This window comes from Neorhizobium tunisiense, from assembly GCF_039631515.1.
Taxonomy (GTDB): Bacteria; Pseudomonadota; Alphaproteobacteria; order Rhizobiales; family Rhizobiaceae; genus Neorhizobium.
Genome location: NZ_JBDIUU010000002.1, coordinates 18,766 through 34,141, shown reverse-complemented (window position 1 = coordinate 34,141; position 15,376 = coordinate 18,766). Strand labels below are relative to the sequence as shown.

Annotated in this window: 13 protein-coding genes; 5 read left to right on the top strand and 8 right to left on the bottom strand. The window is 61.0% G+C overall.

Annotation, left to right across the window (positions count from 1 at the left end; translation table 11 throughout):
* Genes ABCW43_RS09295 through ABCW43_RS09280 form a run of 4 tightly spaced genes read right to left on the bottom strand, consistent with a single transcriptional unit; the run spans position 1 to position 4,198 of the window.
* A complete protein-coding gene (locus ABCW43_RS09295; RefSeq protein WP_345923480.1) occupies positions 1-1,011 on the bottom strand; it encodes a glycosyltransferase family 2 protein in 1,011 nt (336 codons plus the stop codon).
* Positions 1,012-1,019: 8 nt separating this feature from the next.
* Entirely contained in the window at positions 1,020-2,228 is a 1,209-nt protein-coding gene (locus ABCW43_RS09290; RefSeq protein WP_345923478.1) for a glycosyltransferase, read from the bottom strand.
* Positions 2,229-2,248: 20 nt separating this feature from the next.
* Entirely contained in the window at positions 2,249-3,046 is a 798-nt protein-coding gene (gene exoK, locus ABCW43_RS09285) for an endo-1,3-1,4-beta-glycanase ExoK (protein WP_345923477.1), read from the bottom strand.
* Positions 3,047-3,049: 3 nt separating this feature from the next.
* Complete coding sequence (locus ABCW43_RS09280; protein ID WP_445738918.1) at positions 3,050-4,198, bottom strand: acyltransferase family protein; 1,149 nt, start codon at positions 4,196-4,198, stop codon at positions 3,050-3,052.
* Positions 4,199-5,037: 839 nt separating this feature from the next.
* On the opposite strand from ABCW43_RS09280, the gene ABCW43_RS09275 reads away from it, so the two are divergent.
* Entirely contained in the window at positions 5,038-6,006 is a 969-nt protein-coding gene (locus ABCW43_RS09275; RefSeq protein WP_345923473.1) for a glycosyltransferase family 2 protein, read from the top strand.
* A gap of 44 nt (positions 6,007-6,050) precedes the next feature.
* Positions 6,051-6,992 (top strand): polysaccharide pyruvyl transferase family protein, encoded by a 942-nt coding sequence (locus ABCW43_RS09270; RefSeq protein WP_345923471.1) that lies wholly within the window; start codon positions 6,051-6,053, stop codon positions 6,990-6,992.
* Here ABCW43_RS09270 and ABCW43_RS09265 read toward each other — a convergent pair.
* Both ABCW43_RS09265 and ABCW43_RS09260 read right to left on the bottom strand, forming a co-directional pair.
* Entirely contained in the window at positions 6,983-7,987 is a 1,005-nt protein-coding gene (locus tag ABCW43_RS09265; protein WP_345923469.1) for a glycosyltransferase family 2 protein, read from the bottom strand. The genes ABCW43_RS09270 and ABCW43_RS09265 overlap by 10 nt on opposite strands.
* Before the next feature lie 87 nt (positions 7,988-8,074).
* Entirely contained in the window at positions 8,075-8,371 is a 297-nt protein-coding gene (locus ABCW43_RS09260; protein WP_345923467.1) for an exopolysaccharide production repressor protein, read from the bottom strand.
* 729 nt (positions 8,372-9,100) lie between these two features.
* Between ABCW43_RS09260 and ABCW43_RS09255 the strand changes: the two genes are divergently transcribed.
* The 3 genes from ABCW43_RS09255 (at position 9,101) to ABCW43_RS09245 (ending at position 12,413) form a co-directional block, all read left to right on the top strand.
* Entirely contained in the window at positions 9,101-9,781 is a 681-nt protein-coding gene (locus tag ABCW43_RS09255) for a sugar transferase (RefSeq protein ID WP_345923466.1), read from the top strand.
* Between the two features lie 108 nt (positions 9,782-9,889).
* Positions 9,890-11,146, top strand: coding sequence for a polysaccharide biosynthesis/export family protein (locus tag ABCW43_RS09250; RefSeq protein ID WP_345923464.1), 1,257 nt, complete (start codon positions 9,890-9,892; stop codon positions 11,144-11,146).
* A gap of 7 nt (positions 11,147-11,153) precedes the next feature.
* Positions 11,154-12,413 (top strand): O-antigen ligase family protein, encoded by a 1,260-nt coding sequence (locus tag ABCW43_RS09245; RefSeq protein WP_345923462.1) that lies wholly within the window; start codon positions 11,154-11,156, stop codon positions 12,411-12,413.
* On the opposite strand, the gene ABCW43_RS09240 is transcribed toward ABCW43_RS09245, so the two are convergent.
* Positions 12,403-14,007: a GMC oxidoreductase gene (locus ABCW43_RS09240; protein WP_345923460.1), complete on the bottom strand. Its 1,605-nt coding sequence runs from the start codon at positions 14,005-14,007 to the stop codon at positions 12,403-12,405. The genes ABCW43_RS09245 and ABCW43_RS09240 overlap by 11 nt on opposite strands.
* 165 nt (positions 14,008-14,172) lie before the next feature.
* Entirely contained in the window at positions 14,173-15,234 is a 1,062-nt protein-coding gene (locus ABCW43_RS09235) for an aldo/keto reductase (protein ID WP_345923458.1), read from the bottom strand.
* Positions 15,235-15,376: the final 142 nt, after the last annotated feature.

Genomic DNA, 15,376 nt, shown 5'->3' with positions numbered 1-15,376 from the left:
TCAAGCGATCCTCCGCGCTCGAATGCCGATCAGTTCCAGCCAGAAGCCGGCCGACCAGGCGAAATGCATGATCATCGCCGAGAGCGAGGCGAGCGGGCCGTAAGGATTGTTTTTGCCCACCGCCAGCCAGAAGCCGTAACCGATGCAGGCCGCGGCCCAGATCACCATCGGTATGGCCGCCCACCAATAGAGAAGCGCAAGCACTGCGCCGATGACGACGGGCGCCACCGCGAGCGGGATCGCCTGCCGGAGCTTTGGAATCGAGCGATGTTTGATCAAATTCTTCGCCCGGCCGCGACCATAGGCGAGATATTGCCGGAACAGCGCCGGGGCGCTCGAACGCGGATAGTAGGTCATGTAGGTCTTGCCAGTCATCCAGATCCGGAAGGCGTTGGCACGCAGCCGGAAGTCCAGTTCGGCATCCTCATTGTGGCTGAAACTCTCGTCATAACCGCCGACGGCCCGGAAGGCCGAAATCCGCATCAGCGCGTGGTGGCCGTGATCGACCCATTCGCCACCGCCACCGGCGCGATGTTTCGACCCGCCATTGCCGAGCTTGGAATTCTGCGCCACGGCGGTCGCCTTCTGGAAAGCGCCAAAACCGACCGTCTCCATGCCGACCACCACGGAATCGGCATCCATGTCGATCGCCTCCTGCAGCAGCGTGCGGCAGTAGTCGTCCGGGTAGTCCCCATGCGCATCGATGCGGATGAGAAAGTCACGGCCCTCGCCGAACCGATCGACGGCGAGATTGATGCCGGCGCTCTGGATGCGCTTGGGATTGCCGAGCAGGACGACGTCCCGGATCTCCGGAATGAGGCTCTGGACGATCTCTGACGTGCCGTCCTGGCTGCCGCCGTCGGCAACGACGATCAGCATGTCCATGTCGCCGCGCTGACCGTTCAACTTGTGCAACAGCGGCGCGATGGTCGCAGCCTCGTTGAGGCACGGGATCACCAGAAGCGTCCGGATATCGGACATCTGGGCATGGGAGTGAGAACGCAAAACCATACTCCACCTCACGATTGCACGGTTGAAACGGCCGGCACTTCCGCCGGCGACGAGACGTTGGGATGTAGGGCAGCGAGCCGAGCAACAAGGGCGCGACATTCCGCCGGCCCGGTCACCCACTGGCTGCGTTCGACGGCCGCAAGCCGGGAAAAGAGATCGAGGTAGCGCGCTTCCGTCATCTCGCTGAACAACGTTTCGAGGGTCTCCGCCGTCACGTGGTTGCGGACCAGGCCGATGCCCCGCTTGCCGATGAAGCGGCCGGTCTCGGTGCCTGCAAGCGCGATAGGAACCGCGCCGTGCAACCCGCCTTCATAGAGACGGTTCGGCAGCAGCCAGCTGGAATTCAGCCCCTCCTCGAAAAAATCGATCGCCCAGGTGAACTGCACGTCGCTATAAATCGCGGAAAGGTCCTCGGGATTGCGGTAAGCACCGTGGAACTCGACATGCGGGGCAGCGGCAACCTTCGCATCGAAATCGTCGAACTCGCTGTAAGCCGGGCGGCCGCGCAACACGATCTCGACCCTCCCGTCCATGCGGGCTGCGAAATCGATCAGCATGTCGAGCGACTTGCGGCAGCGGATCGCCCCGAACCAGCCGATCCGCCAGGGCTTGCCCGGCTCCGGCGGGCGAGGCAGACGCGGCCCGGAAACCAGTTCCGGCTCGAGGGCGAGCACCTTGTTTTCCAGAAGCAGAACCGGCAGGTCGAGGCCGGAACGAGGCTTGAAGAAATTTTCCACGAAGGCCGGGGAGCTGGTGATCAGAAGACTGGCGCGGCGGCCGAAAAACAACTGCGCCTGTCGCATCAAGCGGCCCTTCATTCCCTCGTCGAGAAGCAGGCGGTGAATATCGAGGCATTCGTAGACCACGGGAGCCTGGTGCCCGAACATGGAAGCGGCACGTCCGGCAAGCGCCAGCGTTTCCAGGTTGCGGGCGATGATGACATCGGGCACGGCGATATCGGCCAGCGTCCGCTTCAACTTCATGCGAGCGGCAAGAACCGCTCCGATGCGCTGCGCAAAACGCCCGTCCGCCGTCTGCCCGAGTGAAACGGTCACCACATCCCGCTCGTCGGCAAGCACGTTCGAGCCGCGCTCGAAGCCCGCGACGGTGACGGCCGCACCGCCGGCCTTCAAGGTCAGCACCCGCCGCCGGATGGCCGCATCGGCCATGTCATGCGCGAGATAGAGAACGTTCAATGTCAAATCGTCCAACTCCATTGTCGAGCCGCCGGGGCGGTTCAGCCGAGCGTGCAGAGCACGGATTCAGGAAAGCGACATTTCTCGCCGATCGCGGTAAAGGAGATCCGGTCAACGGTCATCGAGGTCGGCTGGGTGTAGGAGAATGCGCCCATCCACTGTTTCAGCGTGTCGGTGCCCCACAGGCTTACGAAAATCTTCTGGGGGTTCTGCGGGATCTTCGTCTTGTCCGTTACTTCATGGACCAGCTTGCCGTTCACGAAGTAACGGAGGCGGTTCTCCTCCCAGATGAAGGCATAGTCGTTGAAACCCTGGTCCGCACCGCCGGCGACCGGCACGAGCTTTTCGTTGTTACCCTTGGCGGACACATACTGATTGAGCTGGACCTGGCCGGTATTCTTGCCGAGAACTTCGAAGTCGATCTCGTCATGCGGTTTCTTGTCGGTCGGGCCGATATAGGTAAAGAACGCCGAATTGAGCCCTGAGCCCGTCGCGGATTTCATGCGCACCTCGTAGGTGCCATAGCCGAAACGCGCCTTGGTCTGGATCTCGCCGCAGGCGAAGTCGCGGTCGCCGGTCTTGTCTTCGGTGAAGCCGAGCTGCAAGGCGCCGCCTTCGACCTTCACCTGCTTCTTCGACCAGGTGCAGTTCTGGTGCTTGCCGTTGTTCCAGCCGTCCGAAACGTACCAGACGGAACGATCGAGGCTGTCGAAGTTCTCCACGAAGGACTGACCCGCAGCACCCTGTTGGGCGTATGCTGCGGGGGAGAGAAGTCCGGACACCGCGGCAGCGATGATAACCTGGCAGGTTAGTTGAATCTGTCTGGCCTTGGCCGTCATGTTTCACCTATGCTGTTGCGTCATTACGGGTTCGCCGGGATGGTTGGCCCCGGCGGGTGAGTGGGACCTGGCGGCGGCCGAAAGCTTGGCCTTGCGACCGCGGCTGCCCGTCAACACCTCGTACAGACCGCGCAATCTGCGCGAGAAGAAACGGTTGCTGACAAAAAGGATGAGAAAGCTGCCGACGGCAGCTGCCGCGTAGAAGAGCGGATAAAGGGCATCACCTGCCACCCGGTTCCACATCATCCACATCAGGACGAGCAGCGGGTAGTGGGCGCAGAACATCCAGAAGCTCAGGCTTCCGGTGGCGGCAAGCCGCTGGCCGGCCCAGGAACGGATGACGATCGCCGACATCAGCCAGAACCCGCCGGCGCCGACAATCGAAAGCGCACTGCGCGCCATGTCGAGAGGCCAGGGAAAATCCGGGCCGGTCCAGTAGAGGCCGATGGACAGCAGCACGGCAGCGGCGAGCATCGCTGCCGTACCCGCCCCCGCAAACCGGTCCGCAGCCTTGAGATCCACCCGGTTGAGCGCCAGGAAGATGCCGAGGGTGAAGCTGAACAGGATCGATTTCTTCAGGACGATGCCGAGCGTCAATGCGGGAGTGATCGCCAGCAGGAACAGCACCCCAAGCGTCGCCGCCGGAAAACGCCGTACCGACATGGCAAGGATCGGCGACAGGATGATGCAGACGATCAGGTCGCGCAGAAAGTAGAGCGGAATATTGATCGGCAAACCTTCCGTGGCCAATGCGTTGTCCAGGAATTCCCGTGTCGGGAGGTTCCAAAGATCCGGGAAATACCCGATACCGATGTCCATGGGCTGGATGGCGAGCACGGCCCCAAGCAGACCGAGGTTCCACAATAGGAAAGGTACCAGGACAGTCCTCGTCTTGGAGCGAAGTGTCTTGGCATAGTCGAACGTCTCCCAGCCACGCTGGAACAGCAGGTAGCCGGAAATCGCGCTGAGGCACGGCACGCCGATACGGAACAGGCTGTCTCCGAGGAAAACCCTGAGCCAATCGAACAAACCATTCAACCCCAGGAAGGGGCTGGTCGCGGGATCGTGCGGCACATGGACGAAGAGTATGCCGGAGATCAGCAGGATACGCATCAGATTGATACGGGAGGATATGTTTGGATCGACAGTCAAACGAGTCACCCTTTTTGGGCAGTGCCTCCCGTCACCACCGTTTCAATCAGAGCAGACTTGAGCCCGCAGTCACGCAAAAAGGATCGGGCCGAGTTTGGCGCAAAATGTGGCGGCGCAGCAAAAAAGCAACCCGCGCGAAAATACTCACGCTCGATGAGGCTCTTGTCCGGGAACCCGATACGCCTCCGTGGACTTATGGTTTTCAAGGGCTCCGGGCTCAATTCAGGGCTCGGGATGTTGCACCGCAACAGCACAAAAAAATCTTTTTGCAATAGGCCGAAACGGCTAGCCCTTTCGTATCCATGTACCTCAACGGCTGGTAGGCGGCACGCAATGTGGCGGAATCTGGGCAAATATGCGACACAATCAGGCGAAGCCGTCGCCGGCCGTGTCGCCCCGTTCCCGGCGACGGACGAGCTCGAAGATTGTCTGCAAAACGCGCGCTCGATCAGCAGAAAAGCAGCGGTTGAAAGGATCGCCCCCCGTACTGCACCGCCCCCTTGTTGCCTCCGATAACGGTTCGTTAACTGCGCCGCAAAGGTGGGCAGGACGACCTGTCGATCATCGCTGAAACAGCACCGGAACGGGTGTTGGAGGGACCGATCCTGGATCTTCCGAGGTCCGCGGTCTTGCCAGATTGGAGCCCGTGACAAATTTCAGCCCGAATGTAACGGTCTTTGATAGCGCGCTCGGCCGAGGCCAGTGTGATCGTCTTGGTGGGAGCCAGATGGTCAGATCCTGTTACGGGAGGTCATTCGATACGGCAGCGCACTGCCGCCAACCCGGAGCCCGACAAACGTCAGAGGCTTGTAATTCTTTGAAAAGGCAGGGGCAAAAACATGGCGACGTTCACGGTTGTTATCCCATTTTTCCAAAAGGAAGCCGGCATTCTCCGCCGCGCACTGAAATCGATTTTCGATCAGACCTATCAGGACTTCGATATCGTCATTGTCGACGACGAGTCGCCCCTTTCCGCGGATATGGAGCTTCAAGGCATTGAAGATGCTTGGAGATCCCGCATCCACGTGATCCGCCAGCAGAACGGCGGGCCGGGTGCCGCACGCAATACCGGCCTCGACAACATACCCGCTGCCACCCGGTACGCGGCGCTTCTTGATTCGGACGACGTCTGGCTGCCGGATCATCTGAAGAATGCCTTCGAGAGCATGACCCGCTTCGACGCCGAGTGCTACTGGGCGTCGATGCAGGCAAGCGACGAGTTCTATTACCACTTCGGCATGGCCGAACTCGAACAGGCGGAAGGCGGTACGCGGCTTTCCGAAAACCCGCTCCTGATCGAAATGCCGAATCTCGCCAGCGTCATGCTGAAAAACTGGAGCTTCCTGCATCTCTCCTGCATGGTCATCGCCCGACCGGTCTTCGAGACGGTCCGTTTCGAGCCCTCGCTGCGGCTGGCGGCCGAAGACGTGCTGTTCTTCGTCGACTGCATCCTGAAATCGAAGCGAACCCTGCTCTGCGACGAAGAGGGTGCGGTCCGTGGCATGGGTCTCAACATCTTCCACAGCATCGACAATCGCTCGCCGCAGTTCCTGCGACAGCAGTTCAACACCTGGGTGGCGCTCGATACGCTGGAGGAGCGTTTCCGTTCCCGCCCCAGCGACGTCGCCTCGATCGCATCCTACAAGAACACGGCCCGGCGGCAGGCCCTCTGGAGCCAGGCCGGACGGGTGAAGCGCCGCCAGGCGCCGGACCTCGGCCTGCTTGCCCGCTGGGTGATGCGCGATCCCGCGCTGATCCGGGCGGCATTCGAGCTCGGGGCCGGGAAACTCGGCCGCAACGCACGCTAAATGCCTGTGTTTCCTTTTAATTTCATCATCCCACGGAGGCCCGCATGAAAGCGTACTACTGGGAATCGCATCACGGCAATTTCGGCGACGACCTCAATCTCTGGCTCTGGGATGCGCTGCTTCCCGGTTTTCGGGACGTCCACCCTGAAGTCCTGCTGGTCGGCGTCGGCACGGTCCTCAATCCGGTCCTGCTGCCTGCTGGCCAGAAGAAACTGGTCATCGGCAGCGGCTACGGTTACGGCACGCCGCCTGACGTCGCCGACGCGGCGGAATGGGACGTGCGGGCGGTCCGCGGACCGATGACGGCCGCCAAGCTCGGCATTTCACCCGACAAGGCGATCACCGACCCGGCGGCGATGATCGCCGACATGCCGGAATTCCAGAACCTGCCGAAAATCCACAGGAAGACCTTCATTCCCCATTGGGAATCCGCGGAATTCGGCATGTGGAACGCCGTCTGCGAGCCCGTCGGCCTCACCTATCTCGATCCGCGCGGCGAGGCGAAATCGGTCATCCGGCATATCGCCCAGTCAGAGCTGATCATCGCCGAATCGATGCATGGCGCGATCCTGGCAGATGCCTTCCGGGTGCCGTGGGTGGCCGTCAGCAGCTCCCGTTCCATCAACAATTTCAAATGGAACGACTGGGCCGCATCAGTGGGGACGACATACGAGCCGCGTTATGTGCCGGTCTCCACTCGTGCAGAAGCGGTGGCCAAACGCTCGCGCTTCTGGGGCATCAGCTTCGACGGTCAGCAACCCGCGCATGAGACTGCGCCGGAGCCGCACAGCGGTGAGGTCATTACCCGGACGCCCTCGCGGACCGGCCTTCGCGGAATGGCAAAACAGTTACTTGCAGCTCCGTCAGTGCTGGCACTCTGGCAGGCAAGCCGCGCGGAACCGCGGCTCAGCCCGATCGAGGTTCTGGACGAACGCAAGGAGAGATTCCGGACGATGCTGGAAGGGATACGCCGCGATTATTCCTGACCGGCGGGGGTGCCGGGCAGAAGATAGCGCATGCCGACCGGCTGCGCCTGTGGCTTGGACGACCTGGCGCTGAGGAGATCGAGCTTGTCGAGGAATATGCCCGTCGCTACGGCCGGCAGGACCTGCGGGCGGGAGAGCAGGTGCCGGATGGCCGCACCGTTGCCCGCCTGCGACTTGATGTCGAGGAAGGCACGCAGCTCGTAGCGGTCGCGCGTATGGTCGCGATGCCGGACGATCACTGCCCTCTCCTCCCCACTGAGCGCAGGATCGGCAAGCATCGCCTCGTCGGCCTCGTAGAATTTGCGCAGGTCATCGGTACGGTGCCGGCCGCTCAGTGAATCCTGACGCACGAGGGCGCCATACCCGCAATGCTCGATCACCTTGTAGCGTGCGCCCTTGGCGAGCGCCCGGGCGTAGAAATCGTAATCCTCGCCGAAACGCATGTTCTCGTTATAGCGAAGGCTGTGGGCGTCGAGGAACGCCCGGCGCATCACCGGCTTCAGGAAACCCGTCTCGCCGCGTTTGACACCCCGCTTGGAGATGTTTCCTTCCACGAATTCCGTAAGCGACATCGTCCGCGCCCGGGTCTCGAACCGTTCCGGACGGACGGGTTCGCTCGGTTCGTGGATGAAGGCGATATTGTCGGCGATGAGGTCCCAGCCCTCCTCCTCCAGCATCGGCGCGAACCGGCCGGGGAAGAAGAAGTCGTCGGCATCGAGGATACCGATCAGCGGCGCGCTCGATATGGCAATCGCGTGGTTGCGGGCGGCGGAAGGGCCGCGATTTTTTTCGAACGAAACAACGGTCAGCCGTCCCGACCTGTCATCGGCATCACGCGCGACATCGGCAGTGCCGTCGCTCGAGCCGTCATCGACCACCACGACCTCGCTGACACGCGCCTCGTTCAAGGCAGATTGGATCGCAATTCCAATGGTTTCCGCGCCATTCCTGACCGCGATGATGACGCAGATCGTTTGAGAAGCGTTTTCCGCCATAGCCCACTCCATGTTGCATCGCAACGCAACTATGGGCTCAGGAAAATGGCCCTCGTGTGAAACTGGCAGAAAAAAGCGCTATTTCGTTCAGGTATCGCCGGCCGGAAGGTGCGGAGCGGGATCGGCACGCAGCCCATCCCGCCGGCCTCCGTCCTTTGAGCTCTTGGCAGTCGTAGCGGTATCCGAAGTTATTCCTGCATCCCGCAACTGCTTTTCACGGCGGACCAGATAGAGGATGGCGACGAAATATCCCGCCTGGATCAGGACGGCACAGATCAGGGTCTGTATAAATGCCGTATAGAGCGACCCGGTGATAAAGTACGCAGCCACCGCGAACACGAGCAGAGTCCCTGTCATGCTGATAAAGACGCGCGGCGCGTACATGATCCTTCCTCCCGAACATAAATGTTCCGCTCTAGGCTTTTCAGGCTCCTCTCCTGATAAAACAACCATATGAGTCTGGCGGAGAGGATTCAAGTTTTCCGATCTCGATAGTGCCAGCTATTGGTGAAACTTTCGTAAGGTCCGCGAGGTTCCCGATAAATACTGCAGGCAATGGATCGATCTTTATCTCAGTACCACAAGCTCTCAAGCCGCGGTTTTGCCACATTTTCGCCGGGATTCAACCGTGTTGGAACGAAATCCGCGGCCAGTTCTCTCAACTCCCCTCAAACCCGATCAACTTTTGTTACAAAGCTCACGCGAACCCGCCAACCATTGTTGCGCTGCAGCATTGTATTGCGACGCAACAGGAGTGGGCCTTTGGTCCCAGACGGAAGCTACTTTGGTCCCCGTCGCCAAGAAGCTGCGCGATTTATAACTGGGGAAGCGACAGGAGAGGACGCAGGGACAAGTTTGGGCCAAGATGCGAATATTAGCTACATAGCCAATATTACACGCCTTCAACAGTATTTCCTGTACTTTCGGCGTATATCTCCCAAGTTGTTCCGGCTCAATCGCGGGTTGGGAATCAGGCCCCACCCCCTGCCCGAGGCGGTTGGCGGAAAAGTTTGATCTTCATCAAATTGCGAACACAGACTTATTATCACATTAACGCTCAATGACGCGCCGTAATGGCACCGACTATCGCAAAACCTAAGTGGAGTTCACTCTATGAAGTCAGCGACACGTTCGGCAGGTTCGCCGTTCTCAACGTCAGACCAGGCCCGCATGACTCTCCCAACTGGGGGCTTGGCAAAACGCAGTTTCGATATCACCGCCGCCGCCCTGGCCCTCATCCTGTTCAGTCCCATCTTCCTGATGATCGCGGCGTTGGTGAAGTTTACCGACTATGGCCCTATTCTCTATGGCCATCCCCGGATCGGCCATAACGGCCGCATCTTCAAATGCCTCAAGTTCCGCACGATGGCCGTGAATGGCGACGAAATCCTGCGAAACCACCTGAAAGCCAACCCGCAAGCCGCGGAGGAATGGCGAGCGACGCGCAAACTCAAGGCCGACCCCCGCGTGACGGTTGTCGGCACCGTGCTGCGCAAGCTCAGCCTCGACGAGCTTCCGCAGCTTCTCAACATTCTGCGGGGTGAAATGAGCGTTGTCGGCCCACGCCCTGTGGTCGACGAGGAACTGAACCTCTATGACAGCTTTGCTGCCTACTACCTGAGCACGCGCCCGGGCCTGACCGGCCTTTGGCAGATCAGCGGCCGCAATGACGTTTCCTATGACACCCGTATCGCGTTCGACACCCAATACGTCCAGAACTGGTCGCTCATCGGTGATGTCGCCATCATCGTCAAAACGATCCCCGCCGTCTGCATGGCACGCGGCAGTTACTAATCAGATCATCCACACCCTCTGCTGAGGCGTCGGCCCCTGTGACGGGATCGGCGATTTTGGCGGGCTTGGAGCGCGGGCCTGATTCCGCGCCTTTTGAAGGAAAAATCCATGCAGACACAAACCGCCTCCGCGAGGGGCCTGCGTGCTTTATGTTTTCTGGCCGGTGCGATCACAATCGCTCTGGCCGGTAGCGCGACTGCGGACGAGGCCGGCTATCGCCTTGGCGTGATGGACAAGCTGCGCATCCGCGTCGCGGAGTGGCAGCCGGCCGATGGCACGATCCGCAACTGGGATGCGGTGAGCGGCGACTATACGATCGGGCCGACCGGATCGCTCTCGCTTCCCTTCATCGGCGACCTCCCGGCAGCCGGCAAGACGGCGGGCGAAGTGGCAAAGACCATCGGCGAGGAATTGCGCGGCAAATTCGCGTTGCGCAACCTGCCGTCGGCGTCCGTGGAAATCGCCCAGTTCCGGCCGGTTTTCCTGGCCGGCGACGTGCATACGCCGGGCGAATATCCCTATACTCCCAACCTCACCGTGCTGAAGGCCATCAGCCTTGCCGGCGGCCTTCTCCGATCCGATTCGGGCCAGCGTTTCGCCCGCGATTTCATCAATGCCCGCGGCGACGCCTCCGTCTACGATTCCGAGCGCGGCCGGCTTCTCGCTCGCCGTGCACGGCTGCTGGCGGAAGTCGCCGGCGCCACCGATCTGAAAGTCCCCCCGGAACTCAAGGACGTCGGCAACGCCGAAAAACTGATCGCCAGCGAAGCCTCGCTGATGAAATCGCGGCGGGACCGGTACGAACTTCAGCTGAAGGCGCTCACCGACCTGCGCTCGCTGCTCGAAAACGAGGTCCAGTCGCTCAGCCAGAAGGCCGAGACCCAGAAGCGGCAATTGCAGCTCGTCAGCGAGGATCGCGAAAAGATGGCGAAGCTGACCGAACAGGGACTTGCGACATCCAGCCGCCGCATCACCGCCGAGGAAAGAGCAGCGACCATCGAAGGCAACCTCCTCGATATCGACACCTCCACCCTTCGCGCCAAGCAGGATATCAACAAGGCGAACCAGGACGAGATCAACCTGCGCAACGACTGGGAGGCCCAGCGCGCCCAGGAGCTGCAGAACACCGATGCCGAGCTCGAAAAGCTCGGTCTGCAGCTCGGCACCAGCCGCGAACTGATGTCGGAAGCCGTGGCTCAGTCGGCCGAAGCGCTGAAATTCGACCCTTCGGGCAAGTCTGCCACCATCAAGTACACCGTGGTGCGGGACGACGGCCGCGGGCCGAAAGAGGTGGTCGTCGGCGAAAACGACAAGCTTCTGCCTGGCGACGTCGTCAAGGTCACCGCCGAGCTCCTGATGCAATGAGGATCGCATGAGGATTGCGAAATCTGCACTGATCGACCCGGATCGAAATGAAGTCTATGGCGTGGCCGCGGTCGCGCTGTCCTTCTTCGTGTTCGCCTATTCGAGCCGGTTCGGGCAGATTTCGATCCTCGCTTATTACGGCGTATGGTTCCTGCTGCTGTTCGCCGACTATCGGCAGGCTCTCGGCAACTATCTCAAATATCTCTGGATATTCGGCTTTGCGCTGTTCTGCTTCATTTCCGCCTTCTGGTCGCCGGCCTTCGGCATCTCGCTGCGCACCGCGATACAATACCTGACGCACGTGGTCTGCGCGCTGATCGCCATGCGCACGATCAGCGTGCTGACACTGACCCGCGGCGCGATCGTGGGCACGGCAATCGTGCTCCTCTATTCCATGCTGTTCGGGACCTACCTCTACGACGCGATCGACGGCAGCTACAGTTTCGTCGGCGCCTTCTCCTCCAAGAACCAGCTCGGTTTCTACGCCTCGCTCGGCCTTTTCTTCGCCGCCTCCTACCTGCTCATCTGGCGGCAGAAAGGTATCTGGTTGATAGCTTCGGGCGGCGTCGGCCTCCTGAGCGCCTATTGCCTTCTCGCCTCGCAATCGGCGACCTCCGCCATCACCACCGCCGGCGTTCTGGCGCTTTGCCTCGGTTATATGCCGGTCGCCCATCTTGCCCCCAATCACCGCAAGCTGCTGGTCGCCGGACTGGTGGTGATTGGAGTGGTCGCGGTGATCGGGGCGCTCCAGATCGGCGCCGTCGACGCGGTCCTCGGCATATTCGGCAAGGATTCGACGCTGACGGGACGGACCTATCTCTGGCAGCAGGGGATCGAGGCGATCCGCGAGAACCCAATCCTGGGCACCGGCTATCAGGGTTACTGGGTTCCTGGCTTCGCCGATGCCGAGAGATTGTGGGACGATTTCTTCATCACCGCCCGCAGCGGCTTCCATTTCCACAACACGTTCATCGAGGTCGCCGTCGAGACCGGCCTCGTTGGGCTCGCCCTGCTGTGCATGATCATGCTGACAAACGTCTTCGGCCATCTGAGCGCGATGCTGAGCCGCAACCGCGATCCTGGATCGACGCTGCTATGCGCGCTGAGCGTTCTGTTGCTGATACGGGCTTTCGTGGAAGTCGATGTGCTTTTCCCCTATCAGATCGGCTCGTTCCTGATGTTCTACGCGGCCGGCCGGCTGACCCTTCGCAAAAATTCCTCCGCATTCGCCTACCCCGCCAGACGCCGGCGAACCGTCATCGCCTGAGCTTTTCGGAAAGGTGCTCGGCGAGCCGGAGCGCCAGCGCCACCGCCGGCAAAGTCGGGTTGGCATGGCCTCCTGTCGGGAACAGGCCGCTGCCGGCGAGATAGAGATTGCCAATTCCATGCACGCGGCAATCGGCATCGGTCACCCCCTCGTCGGGATTGCCGGACATGCGGCTGAGGCCGATCTGGTGATAGCCGTCGAATGCCTGGCTGAGCACCGCCTGCCGCCGGTGGAGGGTATCATGCAGATACTCCAGTTGGCCAACCCCGGTTCGTCGTAGCCACGCATCGAGAATCTCGTGCGATTTCAGGACTGAACTCAAGTCCTGTTCGGTTACGCGATAGTCGACGACAAGAGCAGCCTGGGTGCCTGCTCCGCCCTGAGGTTGCAATTGGACCCGGCTTTCCGGATTGGGCACCTGTTCGGCATGGTAGCGAAGCAGATAGCGGCCCTTTGGATTGATGAGGGTGCGCCACGGTTCGATGCGTCGCTCCAACATGTTGAGAACCGACCCCAACAGATCGACGGCCGACCGGCGATCGGCGCGGATATTCCGCCAATGCTGTCGGCGGTCGATATTCTCAGGCCCCTTGGCCGTCGGAGCCAGGCCTTTCGAGAGACGGCGATAGAGCCCGAACATCTTCAGGAACAGATAGATGAGCGACAGCGCGCCCGAGCCATGCACGGGGTCGGCGACCGAAATCGCGTCGATCCAGAAGACGCAGTTGAGAAGCTTCTCCTCCGCCTGGATCGCCGGCGTGATCTGCAGCCTGTGACGGAAGACATAGTTTTCGTCGTCGACACTGAAGGCGAAGTGGTTCGCGAGCCTGGGCTTGTCCAATTGCAGCACGGCAATGTAACCAGTCAGATGCCCCTGGTAGAAGCGTCCGAGCGGGCCGTCGGGACCGCCCACTGCCTCTGGCCGCCTCTCACGCAGAGCGAGCAGCAGGCGGGCATTCTCCAGCCCTCCTCCGGCGAGGACGAAAGTTCTTGCCGTGATCTGACTTTTCTGCCCGGCGACGTAGGCTGTGAGACCTTCGACACGCCCACCGGACGCATCGAGCGTGATGCCAGCGACAGTCGCGTTGACGAGGCGAATACGCCTGGAAGCCTTGAGCCTCTCTCCATACATCGGCCCCAGATCAGGGAAACGGCTCCATCGCTCCAAGGCGTTCGTGTCGATGCTGTTGTCCGAGACGCCGATCGGCACAAAGGCAGGCTCGCCGGCATTGCAATTGAGGAATGTCAGCGCCTCCGGATAGTGGCGGCGAAGCTCCTTGTGGGAAATTGGCCAACCGGAAAACGGCACATGATCCCGCACCTCGAAATCCAGATCGTCGAAAGTGACGCACCGGCCACCCCAGAGTGCCGACGCACCACCGATGCCCGGACGGGACATCGCCATCGAAGGAGCATGATGGTCGTTGATAAATTCTATACCGCCGGAACCGGCAACCTCCGCCGCGCCGCCCATTTCGAGCAGAATTACGGTAAGCCCGAGTTCCTCCAGCTTCAAGGCGAGTGCCAACCCGACGGGGCCTGCGCCGACGATGCAGACATCCGTCGTTTCCGTCTCAGAATCTGCTGAAGTCATTTATGCCTTTGAGAGAGAACCCCGGATCACCAGCAGATAGAGCAGGCCTGCAGAAATGGAACTGCCCATTCGGATGAGGCTCGGGGAATTCTCGGCTTCCGGTACCGAGCACTGCTCGCTGAGTTATAGAGCTCCCAAACCCAGGTTCCTGACCCGCCGGATCGGTTAGGCGACGCTTTGCGAGCGCGTGAGCGGAGCGACCGATGCCGATCCACCTGCCGAACGGGCAACGCGGCCCTCGACCGGGTGAGCGGGATCGGTAAAGCCCGGCGTCGAGGGATGGCCGGTGGCGACCAGACGATCGACCAGCGCCTCATCCTCCGCGTCCAGCTTGACCTCAAGCGCACGGACATAACCGTCCCAATGCTCCTCAGTGCGCGGGCCGGCAAGCGCCGATGTGACGAGCTGGTTGTTGAGCACCCAGGCGAGCGCAAAATCGCCAGCCGCAATCCCCTTCGCTTGTGCATGCGCGGCAATCTGCTTGGCGATTACGATCGATTCCTCTCGAAACTCCACGTCGTGCATGCGCTTGTCCCCGCGCCCGGCGCGCGTGTCGGCGGCTGGCGCCTCTCCGACATTGTACTTGCCGGTGAGGATGCCGCGCGCGAGCGGGCTGTAGGAAACCACGCCGAGACCATAAGCTGCGGCAGCCGGCAACTGCTCGGCTTCCGCCGTGCGGTTGACGATGTTGTAGAGCGGCTGGCTGGCGATCGGCCTGTCGATTCCCAGCTGGTCGGCGAGGTGCGACACCTCGGCGATACGCCAGCCGCGGAAATTGGAAACGCCGAAATACCGCAGCTTGCCGGCCTTGATCAGATCGGCGATGGCCCGCATCGGTTCATCCAGAGGCGCATCGAAAACGGAGCGATGGAAATAGAGGATGTCGATATAATCGGTGCCCAGATTGCGTAACGAGTTCTCGACCGTCTGGAAGACCCATTTGCGCGAATGGCCGCCCTGGTTGGGTTTATTGTTGTGGAAATTGACGAACTTCGTCGCCACGACCCAGTCGTCGCGATGAGCCTTGATGCCGCGCCCGACGACCTCCTCCGACTTGCCGTCGTGGTAGACGTCGGCGGTATCGATGAAATTGATCCCCTGGTCGCGCGCCTTGTCGATGATGCGCAAGGCCACGTCGTCCGGCGTCTGGTTGCCGAACATCATGGCCCCCAGTGTCAGCGGCGAAACCTTGAGGGCGCTGCGGCCCAGATAGCGATACTCAACCATGTAAATCTCCCGGTTTCTCCGTTGGATGATATTCGGCTGGCAGTGTCCGGGAAATAGCGCTCGCCCGAAAGGTCGCCGCTGATGAAAAAGATAGGAGGAGCGGAACGCGTTTTTCGTCTCGACCAGCAGATTGGGGATTTGC

Bases quoted from the DNA above. Each gene is read 5' to 3' on its own strand.
- ABCW43_RS09295 (WP_345923480.1), bottom strand. From the start codon at position 1,011: ATGGTTTTGCGTTCTCACTCCCATGCCCAGATGTCCGATATCCGGACG.
- ABCW43_RS09290 (WP_345923478.1), bottom strand. From the start codon at position 2,228: ATGGAGTTGGACGATTTGACATTGAACGTTCTCTATCTCGCGCATGAC.
- exoK (WP_345923477.1), bottom strand. From the start codon at position 3,046: ATGACGGCCAAGGCCAGACAGATTCAACTAACCTGCCAGGTTATCATC.
- ABCW43_RS09275 (WP_345923473.1), top strand. From the start codon at position 5,038: ATGGCGACGTTCACGGTTGTTATCCCATTTTTCCAAAAGGAAGCCGGC.
- ABCW43_RS09270 (WP_345923471.1), top strand. From the start codon at position 6,051: ATGAAAGCGTACTACTGGGAATCGCATCACGGCAATTTCGGCGACGAC.
- ABCW43_RS09265 (WP_345923469.1), bottom strand. From the start codon at position 7,987: ATGGCGGAAAACGCTTCTCAAACGATCTGCGTCATCATCGCGGTCAGG.
- ABCW43_RS09260 (WP_345923467.1), bottom strand. From the start codon at position 8,371: ATGTACGCGCCGCGCGTCTTTATCAGCATGACAGGGACTCTGCTCGTG.
- ABCW43_RS09255 (WP_345923466.1), top strand. From the start codon at position 9,101: ATGAAGTCAGCGACACGTTCGGCAGGTTCGCCGTTCTCAACGTCAGAC.
- ABCW43_RS09250 (WP_345923464.1), top strand. From the start codon at position 9,890: ATGCAGACACAAACCGCCTCCGCGAGGGGCCTGCGTGCTTTATGTTTT.
- ABCW43_RS09245 (WP_345923462.1), top strand. From the start codon at position 11,154: ATGAGGATTGCGAAATCTGCACTGATCGACCCGGATCGAAATGAAGTC.
- ABCW43_RS09240 (WP_345923460.1), bottom strand. From the start codon at position 14,007: ATGACTTCAGCAGATTCTGAGACGGAAACGACGGATGTCTGCATCGTC.
- ABCW43_RS09235 (WP_345923458.1), bottom strand. From the start codon at position 15,234: ATGGTTGAGTATCGCTATCTGGGCCGCAGCGCCCTCAAGGTTTCGCCG.